The sequence below is a fragment of the Pseudomonas sp. xss_2 genome (genome assembly GCF_043104195.1).
GTDB lineage: Bacteria > Pseudomonadota > Gammaproteobacteria > Pseudomonadales > Pseudomonadaceae > Aquipseudomonas > Aquipseudomonas urmiensis.
Map to the genome: position 1 here is coordinate 203227 of NZ_JBICKL010000046.1, position 16428 is coordinate 219654.

The following is a 16428-nucleotide window of genomic DNA, read 5'->3' on the forward strand; positions in this document are numbered from 1 at the left end:
CCTGGCACGATGTGTCCACATGCCTCAGGCCGAGGCGTTGGCAGGGCGAAAACTGAAGAAGTCACGAAGAGAATGCACGAAGTCGTCGTACTCGCGCGGCGCCTGCAACAGCATGAAGCCCGAGTCGTAATGTCCGGGCGTCTGGTCTTCGCGGCACCACAGGCAACTGGCGGTGAGATTGATGAACTGATGCCCACCGCCCGCCAACGGCACCCGCAGCTGCAATTCGAAGTCCGGCCCGACCAAGATCGGTAAAGTGCTGATCAACATCAGTCCGTCTTCCGAGGCATTGCCCAGGTAGCCGATCTCTTGATCGGTAAAGCGGTTGTACACCTTGAGCACACAAGGCAGCTGGTGACGTTGGATGTGGCGCTGAATGAACATGATCGCAATGGTTGTCCGTACCCGGGCCAGGAATACGAGGTACTGGCGGTTGCTGTTACATCTAAGAGACAGATTAGCCCAGCACGCAGTGCAAATCTCGTGAAATCAAGGACACATTGGTGTTAACGCCAAGGGCTAGTCCTGACCGGGTTGACCGCCGCTGCTTCGCCAATGCGGTAATGCCCCAGCTTTTCAAGGGTCTGCAGGCGTGCACGGGCACGGTAGGCGTACTCGTTTTGCGGGTAACGCTGGATCAAGTATTCATAGGTCTGGGCAGCATCGACGTAGAGCTTTTGCCGCTCAAGGCACTGGCCCCGCAACAGCGACACTTCCGGGTGGATGAACGGCCGGGCGCGACTGGTGCGATCGACCTGGGACAGCTCCAGCATGACCCGCTGGCAGTCGCCGCGATCATAGGCACGGTAGGCATTGTTCAGATGATGGTCCATCGACCACCGGGTGCAGCCGACGACACTGGCCGCGACAGCTAAAACGATCAGGGCTCGCATGGGGAATCTCCTTTGCTAGGCAGTGTATCGGCCAGATACGGCAAATCTTCACAGGCATTTGCAAGGATACCCCCACCGTTCAAATGCCACCCGTGCAGGATGCAAGGTAGTGCAACGGAACAATGACTACAGCGCAATTGAGGAGTAGCCTTTCGCTGCGCTTCACTATAGGAGTCTGTGCATGACCATCCGCCGTACCAAAATCGTCGCCACCCTTGGCCCCGCCAGCAACTCGCCGGAAGTGATCGAGCAATTGATCCTGGCCGGCCTGGACGTGGCACGCCTGAACTTCTCCCACGGCACTCCGGACGAGCACAAGGCCCGCGCTCGCCTGATCCGCGAGATCGCTGCCAAGAATGGTCGCCATGTCGCACTGCTGGGCGACCTGCAGGGTCCGAAGATCCGCATCGCCAAGTTCAGCAACAAGCGCATTGAACTGAAGATCGGTGACCCCTTCACCTTCTCCACCGTCCACCCGCTGACCGAAGGCAACCAGGACATCGTCGGTATCGACTATCCCGACCTGGTCAAGGACTGCGGCGTCGGTGACGAACTGCTGCTCGATGACGGCCGCGTGGTCATGCGCGTCGAGACCGCCACTGCCGATGCCCTGCACTGCGTGGTGATCGTCGGTGGCCCGCTGTCGGACCACAAAGGCATCAACCGCAAAGGCGGCGGCCTGACCGCACCGGCCCTGACCGAAAAAGACAAGGCCGACATCAAGCTGGCCGCAGAAATGGACCTGGACTACCTGGCCGTGTCCTTCCCGCGCGATGCCAAGGACATGGAATACGCCCGCAAGCTGCGTGACGAAGCCGGCGGCAGCGCCTGGCTGGTGGCCAAGATCGAGCGCGCCGAAGCCGTGGCCGACGACGAGACCCTCGACGCCCTGATCGCCGCCTCCGACGCCGTCATGGTCGCCCGTGGTGACCTGGGTGTGGAAATCGGCGACGCCGAACTGATCGGTATCCAGAAGAAGATCATCCAGCACGCCCGCCGCAACAACAAAGCGGTGATCGTCGCGACCCAGATGATGGAGTCGATGATCCAGAACCCGATGCCGACCCGCGCAGAAGTGTCCGACGTGGCCAACGCCGTGCTCGACAACACCGACGCGGTCATGCTCTCGGCCGAAAGCGCCGCCGGTGCTTACCCGATCGAGGCGGTCCAGGCCATGGCGCGGATCTGCCAGGGTGCCGAGAAGCACCCGACCAACCAGAAATCCAGCCACCGCCTGCACACCACCTTCGAGCGCTGCGACGAAAGCATCGCGCTGGCTGCGATGTACACCGCCAACCACTTCCCCGGCGTCAAGGCGATCATCGCCCTCACCGAAAGTGGCTACACCCCGCTGATCATGTCGCGCCTGCGTTCGCACGTGCCGATCTTCGCCCTGTCGCCGCACCGCGCTACCCAAGCGCGCGCCTCGATGTTCCGCGGCGTCTACCCGATCGCGTTCGACCCGGCTTCGCTGCCGGCCGACAAGGTCAGCCAAGCGGCGGTCGATGAGCTGCTCAAGCGCGGCCTGGTCGAGCAAGGTGACTGGGTCATCCTGACCAAGGGCGACAGCTACCACACCATTGGTGGCACCAACGGCATGAAGATCCTGCATGTCGGTGATCCGCTGGTCGGCTGATAGCCTGCGAAGGGGCCGCTCTGCGGCCCTTTCGCGGGACAAGCCCGCTCCCACAGACAACCCACTGAACTCAAGGGCAGCAGGTTTTCTGTGGGAGCGGGCTTGCCCCGCGAAGAGGCCCGCATGAACACCGCAAAAAATCAGGCATGCTCGACAAACACATCGGCAAACACCTGATTCCTCGGCACCCCCGCAATAAACAGCCGCCGCGCAAACCGCTCCACACTCCCCGGCGAGCCGCACACCAGCGCCACGGTCTGCCGTGACGACGGCCGCAATGCCGACAGTGATTCATCCAGCTGCTGCGCCAGCACCCGCTCGACAGCCACCCCTTCAATAGCCTCCAGCGTCTCGGCCAGGTAATGCCCTGCGTGGTCACGCGCCACATGCATCACCCTGATTTCACCCCGATGCCCCTGCCGCAAAGCCTCACGCAGGATGCCCCACAATGGCGCAAGCCCTGTACCCGCCGCCAGCAACCAGAGCGGTCGCGCCTGCCAATCGGGGTCGTAATGCAGCGCCCCGCCTCTGAGCTCGCCCAGGCGCAACACATTACCCACTTGCAGCCCACGGGCCCTGTCGCAAAAAGCCCCTGGCCGCTGGCAGTCGATATGAAACTCGAGAAAATCATCTTCACCCGGCAGGCTTGCCAGCGAATAAGGCCGCGCGACCGAACCGTTCCACAGCACCACATGCTGGCCGGCCTGGTAACGCAGCACCCGCTCGGGCCGCAGGCGCAAGCGCAACACATCACCTAACCAGTCCATCGCGCAGACCTGCGCGGGAATCCCCTCCTGCAGCGGGTCGAACACCGCCACGCGCAAGTCGCCCACTACCCGGCACTGGCAGGCCAGGCGCCAACCCTGTGCATGTTTTTCCAGTGCCAGGGCTTCGGGCAAGGCATCCGCCGGTTGCCCCTCCAGGCAATGTACCAGGCAAGCGTGACAACTGCCGGCGCGGCAGCTGTAGGGCACATTCAACCCCGCCTCGTTCAAGGCATCGAGCAGGTTGCTGCCAGTGGGCACCGTCCAGCGGCGCTCGCCGACACTGAGTTCAGCCATGGTCATCATTTCTCCGGGTCTACAGCGCCACTCTAAGGCAAGCGGGCAGCGGCAGCAAAAAGGGTGCCCGTCGCTTGCCGACCATGGTCCAGACCACCCGCAGGTGTTTCGGCCACCGATGCGCGCTATACTGCCGCGCCTTTTTTGCGTCGGCCTGACCTGCCGACGCCTTGCCAGGCGTTTCGACGCGCAGGTGTGCAGCGTCGAAAAGCCTTTACGAATGTTCCCGTCTTTAAGAGGAGCGCGCTGCATGACCGTGATCAAGCAAGACGACCTGATTCAGAGCGTTGCCGACGCCCTGCAATTCATCTCGTACTACCACCCCGTCGACTTCATCCAGGCGATGCACGAGGCCTACCTGCGTGAAGAGTCGCCTGCTGCGCGCGATTCGATCGCCCAGATCCTGATCAACTCGCGCATGTGCGCCACTGGCCACCGCCCGATCTGCCAGGACACCGGTATCGTTACCGTGTTCGTGCGCGTCGGCATGGACGTGCGTTGGGACGGCGCCACCCTGAGCGTCGACGACATGATCAACGAAGGTGTGCGTCGCGCCTACAACCTGCCTGAAAACGTCCTGCGCGCCTCGATCCTGGCCGACCCGGCCGGTGCTCGCAAGAACACCAAGGACAACACCCCGGCCGTCATCCACTACTCGATCGTCCCTGGCGACAAGGTCGAAGTCGATGTCGCAGCCAAGGGCGGCGGCTCGGAAAACAAGTCGAAAATGGCCATGCTCAACCCATCCGACTCGATCGTCGACTGGGTCCTGAAGACCGTGCCGACCATGGGCGCTGGCTGGTGCCCGCCTGGGATGCTCGGCATCGGCATCGGCGGCACCGCCGAGAAAGCCGCGGTCATGGCCAAGGAAGTGTTGATGGAATCCATCGACATCCATGAGCTCAAGGCCCGTGGCCCGCAGAACCGCATCGAAGAGATCCGCCTGGAGCTGTTCGACAAGGTCAACCAACTGGGCATCGGCGCCCAGGGCCTGGGCGGCCTGACCACCGTGCTCGACGTCAAGATCATGGACTACCCAACCCACGCCGCCTCGTTGCCGGTGTACATGATCCCTAACTGCGCCGCCACCCGTCACGCTCACTTCGTGCTCGACGGTTCTGGCCCCGCCGAGCTGGAAGCGCCGTCGCTGGACGCCTACCCGGAAATCGTCTGGGAAGCCGGTCCAAGCGCCCGCCGGGTCAACCTGGACAACATCACCCCAGAAGAAGTCGCCAGCTGGAAGCCGGGCGAGACCATCCTGCTCAACGGCAAGATGCTCACTGGCCGCGATGCGGCGCACAAGCGCATGGTCGAAATGCTCAACCGTGGCGAAGAGCTGCCGGTCGATCTGAAAGGCCGCTTCATCTACTACGTCGGCCCAGTCGATCCGGTCGGTGACGAAGTGGTTGGCCCAGCCGGCCCGACCACCGCAACGCGGATGGACAAGTTCACTCGCCAGATCCTTGAGCAAACTGGCCTGCTGGGCATGATCGGCAAGTCCGAGCGCGGCCCGACCGCGATCGAGGCGATCAAGGACAACAAGGCCGTGTACCTGATGGCCGTTGGCGGCGCTGCCTACCTGGTAGCTCAAGCGATCCGTAAATCGAAGGTGCTGGCCTTTGCCGAACTGGGCATGGAAGCGATCTACGAGTTCGAGGTCAAGGACATGCCGGTCACCGTCGCGGTGGACAGCAACGGTGAGTCGGTGCACATCACCGGTCCCGCACTTTGGCAGAGCAAGATCGCTGAAAGCCTGGCGGTAGAAGTTAAGTAACTCCACTTCGCTGGGTATAGAAGAACCGCCCTACATGGGCGGTTTTTTTTTGATCGCGATCTGCCGGCCAGTCAGGAAATCCTGGTCCCGAGCACCTTGAGAAACGCCGCCAACCAAGCAGGATGTGCCGGCCAGGCGGGCGCCGTAACCAGATTGCCCTCGACATGGGCCTGATCCACCGCGATATCGATGAACGTGCCGCCAGCCAACTTCACCTCAGGCGCGCAGGCAGGATAGGCACTGCACTCCCGGCCCTCCAGCACACCGGCAGCAGCTAGAAGCTGGGCACCGTGACAGACCGCTGCAATCGGTTTGTTGGCCTGATCGAACGCCTTGACCAAAGCCAGCACCTGTTCATTCAGCCGCAGGTACTCAGGCGCACGCCCACCGGGGATCACCAAGGCATCGTAGCTTTCTGCTCGCACCTGCACGAAATCAAAGTTCAGGGCAAAGTTGTGCCCAGGTTTTTCGCTGTAGGTCTGCTCACCTTCAAAGTCATGGATCGCCGTGCGTACGGTCTGCCCGGCGATTTTTTCCGGGCAGACTGCGTGCACGGTATGGCCGACCATGGTCAGGGCCTGGAACGGCACCATTACCTCGTAATCCTCGACGTAGTCGCCCACCAGCATGAGAATTTTCTTTGCCGTCATTGCAAGCACCTCTCTGTTTGGGGTGTCTGTGCCGGCCTCATTGCGGGGCAAGCCCGCTCCCACAGGCCCCGCGAAGAGGCTGGTGCAGACACATTAAATAAGCCAGCAGGAACGCCAACGATAGCTGGTAAAACCGCGCTCAGCTGCGCCGATCGAGCAACAACACCACCAACCGATCCAGCCATCCCCACACCCGTTGCTTGACCCGGCGCCAGAGCGGGCGCGCATTCCAGTGATCCAGGTCGACCTCCTGGCTCAGGAGGAAATCCCGCTCGAAGCTGGCCGCCACCGCCGCCGTCAAGGGCGGGTCGAGCGCCTCGACATTGGCCTCCAGATTGAAGCGCAGGTTCCAATGGTCAAAGTTGCACGAGCCGACGCTGACCCAATCGTCGATCAGCACCATCTTCAGGTGCAAAAAGCACGGCTGATACTCAAAGATGCGCACCCCCGAGCGGAGCAAGCGCGGATAGTAGCGATGACCGGCATAGCGCACCGACGGGTGATCGGTGCGCGGGCCGGTCAGCAGCAGACGCACATCGATCCCGCGTGACGCCGCCCGGCGCAGGGAGCGGCGCACGCTCCAGGTCGGCAGGAAATACGGCGTCGCCAGCCAGATCCGGCGCTGGCCGCTGTTCAGCGCACGTACCAGCGAATGGAGGATGTCGCGGTGCTGGCGGGCATCGGCGTAGGCCACCCGGCCCATGCCCTGACCCTGCGCCGGCACTTTCGGCAAGCGCGGCAGACCGAAGCCCTCAGGCGGGCGCCAGGCCGTGCGGCGGTTGTTGGCGTGCCATTGGCGATCGAACAACAGTTGCCAGTCACTGACGATCGGCCCCTGCATCTGCACCATCACTTCGTGCCATTCGCTGGCATCGGCGTCCGGGGTCCAGAACTCATCGGTGACCCCGGTCCCGCCCACCACCGCCCAGCGCTCATCGACCAGCAGTAGCTTGCGGTGGTCGCGATAAAGATTGCGAAAACCGCGACGCCAGTTCAGCCGGTTGTACCAGCGCAGCAGCACCCCAGCGCTGAGCAAGCGCTCGCGCAGTGCCGAGGTAAACGCCAATGAGCCATAGTCATCGAACAGGCAGCGCACCCGCACGCCTCGCCGTGCTGCCTGCTCCAGCGCGTCGACTACCGCCTCGGCACAGGCACCGGCCTCAACCAGGTACAACTCCAGGTCAACCTGGTGCTGGGCGCGCACGATCGCCGTGAGCATGCGCGGAAAAAACGCGGGGCCGTCGATCAGCAGTTCGAACTGGTTGCCATCGCGCCAGGGAAAGACCGGCCCCGGCATGTCAGCGGGCGGTGAAGATCAGCACCGCATTGACCGGCACCGACGGGTTGATCGAGTTGAGCTTGGCAAATTTGCGCAGGCTCTCAAGGCCCGGCAGCAGACCATAATCACTGGCGCGCAGGATCAGCGGTTCGAGGGTGACCACCTGGAAACGCCGCTCATCCAGACGGGTGGCCAGCAGCAGGGCGTTGTAGCTGTGCGACTGGCCGTGCAGGGTGACGGTGACCGGCAAGCGCAACTCGATCTGCGCACCGTCAGCCAGGTCGTTGATCGGGCGTAGATCGATCTGCGCCTTGACCGTGGCCTCGGGGAAGCGCTCGAACTCGAACAAGCCATCGCGCATACGCTCGTCGCGCAGTGGAATGCCGCTGCTCACCGAATCCATCTCGATGCTCAGCCCTGCCGTGCCCTTGCGGTCGACCTTGCCATGCAGCACCAGGAAGCGATGCACCTCGATGGTGTCGCCATTCTTGCCTGTGACAAATGACAAGCGCGACGACTCGCCGTCGAGGTGCCAGTTGGCGTGAGCGGGCAGGCACAAAGCCAGCAGCAGGGCAGGCAGGAGGCGGGCAAACTTGAACATGGAAAATCCTGTGAAACAAAGCGTTCAACCTTACTCGCCCGCCTTCACGGCAGCAAGCGGCAGCCCTCACGCGGGCCCTGCCAAGCGGCTTGATTGCTGCGGCCAAGGCCCTCGGCGATAACCAAACGGGTGGCGCTGTCCTCTTGCAGGCGAGTGAGCGGCAGGTACTGCTGCACATAAACTCGACAGTAGTGCTCGTCCAAGCCCATGACGAAGCGGCACGAGCAGTACTCCTTGGCCGAGTAGGCTGAGAGAATCCCCGGGAAGTCCGCTAGCGCTTGCCGCTCATGCCAGGTCCACGCCAGCAGCAAGGCAACTAACAGCCACAGCACGCGCCTCATCTACCCTCCCCAGCCACCGCCGCCAGGACCCGCTTGAGCAACGCGTTGTGGCTGTAGCTGCGATCGCGATCATCGCCATAGCGCACCACCACCAGTTTCTGGCTCGGCAGTACATACAGCGCCTGCCCCCAGTGGCCGAGCGCGGCGTACACATCTTGCGGGGCGTCTGGCCAGGGTGGCGGATGGCCCGGCACTGGTCGGTTGAGCCACCAGTGGCCGCCCGGGTTGGCCTCACCCTCGATAGCTTGCGCATGAGCAAACAGTGCTCGATTGAAGGCGACCCAATCGACGGGTAGCAATTGCCGATCTTGCCACCGACCTTCCCGGAGCATCAGCAAACCGATGCGTCCCAAGTCGCGGGCGCTCAGGTACAGATAGGAGGAGCCGACAAAGGTCCCGGCGCGATCGCGTTCCCACACGGCACTGTCGATGCCCAGCGGGATGAACAGCGCTTGCCAGGGGTAGCTGGCGTACTGCTGCGGGTCGAGCATCCCGCGCAAGGCAGCGGCCAGCAGGTTGCTGTCGCCGCTGGAATAGCGACTGCGCTGGCCTGGCGCCTGGTCAGCAGCCATTGCCGCCGTGTAGGCCGCCATATCCTGGCGACCGCGGGTATAGAGCATGGCCACCACCGAAGATTTCAGCGGGGCGTATTCGTAATCCTCCTGCCAGGCCAGGCCGCTTGCCCAGTGCAACAGATCGACCAGGCGCAGCTCAGGGTGCTTGGCCAAAGGTGGGTAGAAGCGCGCTGCCTGATCTTCTAGCCGGAACCGCTGTTGGCCATAAGCTACGCCGAGCAGCGTGGCCAGCACGCTTTTGCTCACCGACCAAGTCAAGTGCGAGGTATTGGCTGCAGTCGGCGCGTAGTAGCGCTCATACAGGATGCGGCCATCACGAATGATCAGCAGTGCATCGCTACGCACGCCACTGCGCTCGGTCTCGTTGCGTTCGGGGAAGGCATAGTCGTCGACGGGCCGCCAGTCGATGGCAGTAGGTTGGCTTTGCCAGTCAGGTACAGGCCAGTCCTGCGCTGGCGCCGCACAGGCCAGCAGCGACAGCAGCCACAGCCCACCGCGAAACACGCGCATGCCCCGCCCTCTCATCTACGATCAGGCGAGCCTGGCAGCGTTTCATGACAGTCCGACGGCGGCCCAGGCCTTGGCCAAGCGCTTATCCCGTGCGGCAGTGGCCAGGGCCAGCACGCCCTGGTCGCGCTGCCACAACTGCGCCCACTGCTCAGGCCCTGCGGCCAAGGCTTGGTCGAGCTCGCCACGCAAGGCGTGGAACTGGGCGAACAGGCCGCCTAACAACAGATGGCAGCCCACACTGTCGGCGCACTGCCGGCTACCTTCAGCGCAGCCGCCGAGCAGGCCCAGCAGACGCAGTTGCAACGCCTGGGGCCAGGCACTTTCCTGGCCGACGCCATACAACCAGGCCACCAGAGCGGCCAGTACATACAGATCTTCCAGAGAACGGAACGGCTTGACGTAGGCGTCCCAGCCATCGCCCGCCAGCAGCTCGCAGGCGGCGTGCTGCAAGGTCAGGCGAGCATGGCCGACTTCGGGCATCAGCGGCAGGGTCGGCAACGCCTCCAGGGTTACCCCCGGCTCACCTGGGTAAACCACCGCCAGCTTCAACTGAGCAGACTCGCCCGCAGCTTCGCAACGCGCCGCCACCAGCAGCCATTCAGCTTCGAGCCCGGCGGTGACGAAGTCCTTGCGCCCGGTCACACGCAAGCCCTCCAGGCGGCTGTGCATATCTGCCGGACGCACGCTGCGCCGCTCGGTGGCGCACAACGCGCCGAGCGCGGCCGGGGCGCTGGGCCAGAGCACGCGCAAGGCCGCCTGATAGCCGATCAGGAACGCCAGCCCCGGGGTGGCCATGGCCCGCCCGCCGAGCACCGCCAATTCGAACGGCGCAACGGTGCCCAGGCGTTCGAGCTGCGCGGCATAGGTTTGCCCAAGGCTGGCGGCCAGGGGTTGGCGTAGTGGGTCGTTAAGTCGTTGCAACCAGGCCATCAGACGCTCCTTAAAAGGCTGTCACGCAAGCATCACCAAAGATTCACCGAGGTGACACCAGGCGTACCTAGGCTGACTTTGCACAACAAAGCCGACCGGCCGCAACCCTTAATGGCTGGCTTATGGAGACTCGTAATGACTCGGATCGCTCGCTCTGGCGACAACAGCACTGAACGCCGTCTGCAAGCCGAACGCCTGGTCGGCGCTGCGGCCCTGCAGGAAGCACAGGCTCTGCGTTTCAAGGTGTTCAGCGCCGAATTCAAGGCCAAGCTCAAAGGCGCCGAACAGGGCCTGGACATGGATGACTACGATATCCACTGCCGCCACATTGGCGTACGCGACCTGACTACGGGCGAATTGGTCGCCACCACCCGCCTGCTCGACCACCAGGCCGCCAGCAGCCTGGGTCGCTTCTACAGCGAAGAAGAATTCAGCCTGCATGGCCTGCTGCAGCTGCAAGGCCCGATTCTCGAACTGGGCCGCACCTGCGTCGCCGCCGAGTACCGCAACGGCGGCACCATTGCGGTACTCTGGGGCGAGCTGGCCGAAGTCCTCAACGAAGGCCATTACAGCTACCTGATGGGCTGCGCCAGCATCCCCATGCAGGACGGCGGCGTGCAGGCCCACGCCATCATGCAGCGCCTGCGTGAGCGCTACCTGTGCACCGAACACTTGCGCGCCGAGCCGAAGAAGCCGCTGCCAAGCCTGGCCCTGCCGAACAATGTCATCGCCGAGATGCCGCCATTGCTCAAGGCCTACATGCGCCTGGGCGCGAAGATCTGCGGCGAGCCCTGCTGGGACGAAGACTTCCAAGTCGCCGACGTGTTCATCCTGCTCAAGCGCGACGATCTCTGCCCGCGCTACGCCCGCCACTTCAAGGCAGCGGTCTGATGCTGCGGCTGCGGGTGATCGCCCGCCTGGCCCGGTTGCTGATGGTGCTGTTGCTCGGCGCTGGCATGGCTAGCGTGGCGGCTGTACGCGAACGCCTGGGGCTGGAGATGTCGATCGAGCGACGCCAGCGCTGGAGCCAGTTTTTCATGCAACGGCTGGTCGCCGCCCTGCCCTTTGAGGTGCAGGTGATCGGCGAGTTACCGCAACGCCCCATGTTGTGGATCGGCAACCACGTGTCCTGGACTGACATTCCGCTGCTGGGCATGCTCACTCCGCTGTCATTTCTGTCCAAGGCCGAGGTTCGTCACTGGCCATTGGCGGGCTGGCTGGCAGAGAAAGCCGGGACGTTGTTCATTCGCCGCGGCGGTGGTGATGGCCAACGCCTGCGTGAGCAGATCAGCGCGCAATTGGCTCAGCAGCGGCCTTTACTGATTTTCCCCGAAGGCACCACCACCGATGGGCGCAGCTTGCGCACCTTCCATGGCCGCCTGCTGGCGGGTGCGATTGACCAGGGGACGCCGGTGCAGCCGGTGGCGATTCAGTACTTGCGTGAAGGTGAGGTCGACTCGATCGCGCCGTTCATTGGCGATGATGACCTGCTGTCGCACTTGATGCGTTTGTTTGCTCAGCCGCGTGGGCAGGTGCAGATTCACCTGTTGCCACCGATCGACAGCCTGGAAAAAGAACGTGCGGTCCTGGCCTTACAGGCGCAGCAGGCCATTCATATGGCGCTGTTCGGTGCTGAAGAAATCGAGGTGGCGCCTCGCCGACAGGCACGTGCGGCCTGATGGTCTGTTGAAATCAGTACCGGCCTCTTCGCGGCGGTTCGGCGCGAAGAGGCCGGGTCTGCTGACACATCATCAACGGCCGGCCGCAAATGCCTGCAACTGCGGATAAAACTCACGAAAGTCCGCCAGTAACGGCTCATACAACTCGTCCAACTCGCCCATCACCCCCGCCATCCCCTCAGGCCGCGACAAGCGCCGGGCGATACCCTTGAACACCTGCTCCAGCGTCGCGAAATCTCCATAAGCCCCCAGCCAGTCATCCGCCGCCATCAACGGCGCAATCTGCGCCAAACGCCCCGGCAGCTCAGGCTCGGCCAGCAACACCTGATAGAACCCGTGGGTGAACTGTGCCAATGGCTGCTCGGCATAGTCCTGCCAATGCCGCGCCAGGCAATGATCGAAAAACACATCCAGGACGATCCCGGCATAACGCCGCCGCTCACGGGGAAAACGCGCCAGCGACGCCAGCACCAGCGGGTGGCTGTCGGTAAAACTGTCGATGTGCCGGTGCAGCCGAATCGCCGCCTCCAGCATCGGTGGAAAGCGCCCTTGCAAGCCGCCTTTGACGAAATCGCCATACAGGCTGCCGAGCAATTGCTGCGGCTGCTGGCCGCCCAGGTGCAAGTGTGCGAGGTAGTTCATGGCGCCAAGTCTAGCACTGGCCGCAGGCATATCGTTACAACCCGATATAGCGATTGGCGATGAGCTCAGCATCTTTTCATATTTGTATATCGCGAAATACCGATTTATATTTCGCCCCATCGCGATATACCGCTACACATCACGAGCCCCTCTCATGCCTCTCGATCTCGACGAAATAATAAAAGCCCTGTCCCACCCGGTACGGCGAGAAATCCTCACCTGGCTGAAAGACCCGGCGGCGCAATTCCCCGACCAGCACCACAGCACCGAACACGGTGTCTGTGCCGGGCAGATCGACCAACGCTGCGGCCTGTCGCAGTCGACCGTCTCTGCGCACCTGGCGACGCTGCAGCGTGCCGGCCTGATCAGCAGCCAAAAGATCGGTCAGTGGCACTTCTTCAAACGCAACGAGGACACCATCCAGGCGTTTCTCAAGCAGATGAGCCAAGAGCTCTGAAAAGGACCTTGCAATGCCGCTTCCCCTCTTGATCCTGGCGCTCAGCGCCTTCGCCATCGGCACCACCGAATTCGTCATCATGGGCTTGCTGCCCGAGGTGGCGCTGGACTTGGGTGTGTCGATCCCTGGTGCCGGCTGGCTGGTGACCGGCTACGCCCTGGGCGTGGCCATCGGCGCGCCGTTCATGGCCCTGGCCACCGCCCGCCTGCCGCGTAAAGCCGCACTGGTGACGCTAATGGGCGTATTCATCGTCGGCAACCTGCTGTGTGCGGTGGCCAGCGACTACAACCTGCTGATGTTCGCCCGCGTGGTCACCGCGCTGTGTCACGGCGCATTCTTCGGTATCGGCTCGGTGGTCGCCGCCAGCCTGGTGCCAGCCAATCGCCGCGCCTCGGCAGTGGCGTTGATGTTCACCGGCCTGACCTTGGCCAACGTGCTTGGTGTGCCGCTGGGCACGGCGCTGGGGCAGGTGGCGGGTTGGCGTTCGACCTTCTGGGCAGTCACCGGTATCGGCGTGATCGCGCTGATCGGCCTGGTGCGCTTCCTACCGCTGCAACGTCGGCAAGAAGCGGTGGACATGCGCGCTGAGCTTGCCGCCCTCAAGGGTATCGGCATCTGGCTGTCGCTGAGCATGACCGTGCTGTTCGCCGCCTCGATGTTCGCCCTGTTCACCTATGTCGCGCCGCTGCTCGGTGATGTCACCGGCGTCTCGCCACGCGGGGTGACCTGGACCCTGCTGCTGATCGGCCTGGGCCTGACCCTGGGCAACATCCTCGGTGGCAAGCTGGCTGACCGGCGCCTGGGCGCCACCCTGGTCGGTGTGTTCGCCGCCATGGCCGTGGTGTCCACCGCGCTGAGCTGGACCAGCAGCGCCCTGGTGCCGGCCGAGATCACCCTGTTCCTCTGGGCTACCGCCGCGTTTGCCGCAGTGCCGGCCTTGCAGGTCAACGTGGTCAGCTACGGCAAGGCCGCACCGAATCTGGTCTCGACCCTGAATATCGGCGCGTTCAACCTGGGCAATGCCTTGGGCGCCTGGGTCGGTGGCAGCGTCATCGCCCATGGCCTGGGCCTGACCCGCGTGCCGCTGGCCGCAGCTGCCCTGGCGCTGTTGGCGTTGATCGTCACCCTGATCGCTTTCAGCCAGCGCGGTGGCGACGCCGAACTGGCCGCTGCTTCCCATTGATCCTTGCGAGGTAACACCGATGACCACGCTGTTCGATCCGCTGACCTTGGGCGAGCTGCAACTGCCCAACCGCATCATCATGGCGCCGCTAACCCGTTGCCGCGCCGACGCAGGCCGGGTGCCCAACGCACTGATGGCCGAGTACTACGTGCAGCGCGCCAGCGCCGGGCTGATCATCAGCGAGGCGACCTCTGTCACGCCAATGGGCGTCGGTTATCCGGACACCCCAGGGATCTGGTCCAACGACCAGGTGCGCGGCTGGAACAACGTGACCAAGGCGGTGCATGGGGCTGGCGGGCGAATCGTCCTGCAGCTGTGGCATGTTGGGCGCATCTCCCATCCCAGCTACCTCAATGGCGAATTGCCGGTCGCACCGAGTGCGATCCAGCCCAAAGGCCATGTCAGCCTGGTCCGGCCTCTGGCCGAATACCCCACCCCACGGGCCCTGGAAAGCGAAGAGATCGCCGATATCGTCGATGCCTATCGGGTGGGTGCGGAAAATGCCAAGGCGGCGGGTTTCGATGGCGTGGAGATTCATGGCGCCAACGGTTACCTGCTCGATCAGTTTTTGCAAAGCAGCACCAACCAGCGCAACGACAACTACGGTGGTTCGCTGGAGAACCGCGCACGACTGCTGCTGGAAGTGACCGATGCGGTGATCGAGGTGTGGGGTGCGGGCCGCGTTGGCGTGCACCTGGCGCCGCGGGCCGATGCGCATGATATGGGCGATGCCGATCGGGTCGAGACCTTTACCTACGTTGCCCGCGAATTGGGCAAGCGGGGTATTGCATTTATCTGCTCGCGGGAAAAACAGGCCGATGACAGCATTGGGCCGCTGATCAAACAAGCCTTTGGCGGGCCGTATATCGTCAATGAGCGGTTCGACAAGGCCAGTGCCAATGCGGCGTTGGCCAGCGGTACGGCGGATGCGGTGGCGTTTGGTATTGCCTTTATCGCCAACCCGGACTTGCCGGCGCGGTTGGCTGGCGATGCGCCGCTCAATGAGCCGCGGCCGGAGACCTTCTATGGCAAGGGGGCGGTGGGGTATATCGATTATCCGCGGTTGTAAGTGACATCCCGGGGCCGCTGTGCGCCCCTTCGCGGGCAAGCCCGCTCCTACAGATCCGCGCTGACCTTGTAGGAGCGGGCTTGCCCGCGAAAGGCCGCAAAGCGGCCTCACGATCTCTAGGGCCTGGCGTTAATCTGCTGCTGCAAGTTCTGAATCTGGCTCTGCAGGGTGTTGATGCTGCGGGTAGTCTGCCCGCGGAAGGCATCGAACTCCTGTACCGAAGCCCCACCAGCCGTGGCCGCTGGCTTGTTGTCGACCTGGCTCTTGAGTACCAGCACATCCTGCTCCAGGCTCTCGATCGCCGCGCTCGGATTGCCCTGCTTCTTCAACGCTGCAACTTCACTGCTCAAGCTCTTGAGCTCGCTGTCCAGCTTGCCACCGTCCAACTGCCCCGACTTGAGCGCCGCCAGCTCAGCGTTGACCGCTTTCAGTTGCGCCTGCAACTGGCTCTGCAACTCAGTCACCGCTTTTTGCTGCTCGCGGGTATCGGCCAGCACCTGCTCCAGGCGCTTGCCCAAATCCCCGGCTTGCCCCGCCACCCCCTGCTGCTGCTTGCCCTGTTCGGCCAAGCTTGCCTGCAACTGGCGAATCTGCAGTTTCAACGCCTCGCTCCCGGTGCTGACGCTGGCATCGCTGGCATCGACCTTGCCGCTGATCGCCTGCAAGCGACCGGCAGCTTCTTCGCTGATGCGGGCGAAGCTTTCCTGGGTGGCCACCAGTTGCTGCTCCATCAGCGAGATCTGCTGAAAACTCCACCAGCCCAACCCGGCCAAGGCGATAAACGACGCGCCCAGCAGTGCCCACAGCGGGCCATTGCTGGCCGGCCGCGCGGCCTTCTGCCGCGTGCGCGCGACATGCGCAGGGAGCAGTTCATCATCATCGGGGGTGCCGGCGCGCAGGGTGGGCACGTCGTCGAAATCGTCTCGAGCATCGTTACGCATGGGTGGATTCAACCGCGGTGGTAGCAAAGAGGCATTTGGGTTTGTACGAAAAGTCGCCGAGCGGCGATCAGGCAAGGCGAAAACAGGCGAGGAAGCGGAGTTTACTGATTGTAAATGAGCATTCCGAGCCTGTTTTCAACGCAGCATGATCGTCGCGCAGGCACTTTTCGAACAAAGCCTAGTATAAACCGCGCAAACGGCGGCGCA

Annotated in this window: 18 protein-coding genes; 7 read left to right on the top strand and 11 right to left on the bottom strand. The window is 63.3% G+C overall.

The genetic code is table 11. From position 1 onward, the window contains the following. Positions 1 to 24: 24 nt before the first annotated feature. Both ACF8K2_RS10200 and ACF8K2_RS10205 read right to left on the bottom strand, forming a co-directional pair. The gene (locus ACF8K2_RS10200) at positions 25 to 384 is read right to left on the bottom strand and encodes a PilZ domain-containing protein (RefSeq protein WP_312153048.1); all 360 of its coding nucleotides are present in this window, start codon (positions 382 to 384) and stop codon (positions 25 to 27) included. A gap of 122 nt (positions 385 to 506) precedes the next feature. Then, entirely contained in the window at positions 507 to 893 is a 387-nt protein-coding gene (locus ACF8K2_RS10205; RefSeq protein WP_392464650.1) for a tol-pal system YbgF family protein, read from the bottom strand. 181 nt (positions 894 to 1074) lie between these two features. Between ACF8K2_RS10205 and pyk the strand changes: the two genes are divergently transcribed. Then, a complete protein-coding gene (gene pyk / locus ACF8K2_RS10210) occupies positions 1075 to 2529 on the top strand; it encodes a pyruvate kinase (RefSeq protein WP_392464652.1) in 1455 nt (484 codons plus the stop codon). A gap of 140 nt (positions 2530 to 2669) precedes the next feature. On the opposite strand, the gene ACF8K2_RS10215 is transcribed toward pyk, so the two are convergent. Beyond that, entirely contained in the window at positions 2670 to 3590 is a 921-nt protein-coding gene (locus ACF8K2_RS10215) for an iron-sulfur-binding ferredoxin reductase (protein ID WP_392464653.1), read from the bottom strand. A 250-nt stretch (positions 3591 to 3840) separates the two neighbouring features. On the opposite strand from ACF8K2_RS10215, the gene ACF8K2_RS10220 reads away from it, so the two are divergent. After that, complete coding sequence (locus ACF8K2_RS10220; protein ID WP_392464656.1) at positions 3841 to 5364, top strand: fumarate hydratase; 1524 nt, start codon at positions 3841 to 3843, stop codon at positions 5362 to 5364. Between the two features lie 71 nt (positions 5365 to 5435). On the opposite strand, the gene ACF8K2_RS10225 is transcribed toward ACF8K2_RS10220, so the two are convergent. From ACF8K2_RS10225 to ACF8K2_RS10250, 6 genes are all read right to left on the bottom strand, one after another. Then, the gene (locus ACF8K2_RS10225) at positions 5436 to 6014 is read right to left on the bottom strand and encodes a DJ-1/PfpI family protein (RefSeq protein WP_264236537.1); all 579 of its coding nucleotides are present in this window, start codon (positions 6012 to 6014) and stop codon (positions 5436 to 5438) included. Positions 6015 to 6153: 139 nt separating this feature from the next. Continuing rightward, complete coding sequence (locus tag ACF8K2_RS10230) at positions 6154 to 7311, bottom strand: phosphatidylserine/phosphatidylglycerophosphate/cardiolipin synthase family protein (protein ID WP_368972822.1); 1158 nt, start codon at positions 7309 to 7311, stop codon at positions 6154 to 6156. A 1-nt stretch (position 7312) separates the two neighbouring features. Then, on the bottom strand, positions 7313 to 7894 hold the full coding sequence (locus ACF8K2_RS10235; RefSeq protein ID WP_264236535.1) for a YceI family protein: 582 nt from the start codon (positions 7892 to 7894) through the stop codon (positions 7313 to 7315). A gap of 44 nt (positions 7895 to 7938) precedes the next feature. After that, entirely contained in the window at positions 7939 to 8235 is a 297-nt protein-coding gene (locus ACF8K2_RS10240) for an amidase (protein ID WP_392464657.1), read from the bottom strand. Beyond that, on the bottom strand, positions 8232 to 9320 hold the full coding sequence (locus ACF8K2_RS10245; protein WP_392464658.1) for a serine hydrolase domain-containing protein: 1089 nt from the start codon (positions 9318 to 9320) through the stop codon (positions 8232 to 8234). Before ACF8K2_RS10245 ends, ACF8K2_RS10240 begins: the two co-directional genes overlap by 4 nt. A gap of 42 nt (positions 9321 to 9362) precedes the next feature. Further along, entirely contained in the window at positions 9363 to 10250 is an 888-nt protein-coding gene (locus ACF8K2_RS10250) for an acyl-CoA dehydrogenase (protein WP_392464660.1), read from the bottom strand. A 135-nt stretch (positions 10251 to 10385) separates the two neighbouring features. Between ACF8K2_RS10250 and olsB the strand changes: the two genes are divergently transcribed. Then, positions 10386 to 11141 (top strand): L-ornithine N(alpha)-acyltransferase, encoded by a 756-nt coding sequence (gene olsB, locus ACF8K2_RS10255; protein WP_186553917.1) that lies wholly within the window; start codon positions 10386 to 10388, stop codon positions 11139 to 11141. Then, the gene (locus tag ACF8K2_RS10260) at positions 11141 to 11929 is read left to right on the top strand and encodes a lysophospholipid acyltransferase family protein (RefSeq protein WP_392464661.1); all 789 of its coding nucleotides are present in this window, start codon (positions 11141 to 11143) and stop codon (positions 11927 to 11929) included. The genes olsB and ACF8K2_RS10260 overlap by 1 nt, the downstream gene beginning before the upstream one ends. A gap of 72 nt (positions 11930 to 12001) precedes the next feature. Here the strand turns inward: ACF8K2_RS10260 and ACF8K2_RS10265 are convergent, their stop codons facing one another. Continuing rightward, complete coding sequence (locus ACF8K2_RS10265) at positions 12002 to 12571, bottom strand: ACP phosphodiesterase (protein WP_186553915.1); 570 nt, start codon at positions 12569 to 12571, stop codon at positions 12002 to 12004. 154 nt (positions 12572 to 12725) lie between these two features. Here ACF8K2_RS10265 and ACF8K2_RS10270 point away from each other — a divergent pair, with 154 nt between their 5' ends. Genes ACF8K2_RS10270 through ACF8K2_RS10280 form a run of 3 tightly spaced genes read left to right on the top strand, consistent with a single transcriptional unit; the run spans position 12726 to position 15280 of the window. Continuing rightward, a complete protein-coding gene (locus tag ACF8K2_RS10270) occupies positions 12726 to 13028 on the top strand; it encodes a helix-turn-helix transcriptional regulator (RefSeq protein WP_186553914.1) in 303 nt (100 codons plus the stop codon). Between the two features lie 13 nt (positions 13029 to 13041). Then, complete coding sequence (locus ACF8K2_RS10275) at positions 13042 to 14211, top strand: MFS transporter (RefSeq protein ID WP_392464663.1); 1170 nt, start codon at positions 13042 to 13044, stop codon at positions 14209 to 14211. 19 nt (positions 14212 to 14230) lie between these two features. After that, positions 14231 to 15280 carry an alkene reductase gene (locus tag ACF8K2_RS10280; protein ID WP_392464665.1) on the top strand — a complete coding sequence of 350 codons (1050 nt, stop codon included), beginning with the start codon at positions 14231 to 14233 and terminating at the stop codon, positions 15278 to 15280. 116 nt (positions 15281 to 15396) lie between these two features. On the opposite strand, the gene ACF8K2_RS10285 is transcribed toward ACF8K2_RS10280, so the two are convergent. Further along, complete coding sequence (locus tag ACF8K2_RS10285; RefSeq protein ID WP_186553911.1) at positions 15397 to 16221, bottom strand: ATPase; 825 nt, start codon at positions 16219 to 16221, stop codon at positions 15397 to 15399. Positions 16222 to 16428 lie beyond the last annotated feature (207 nt).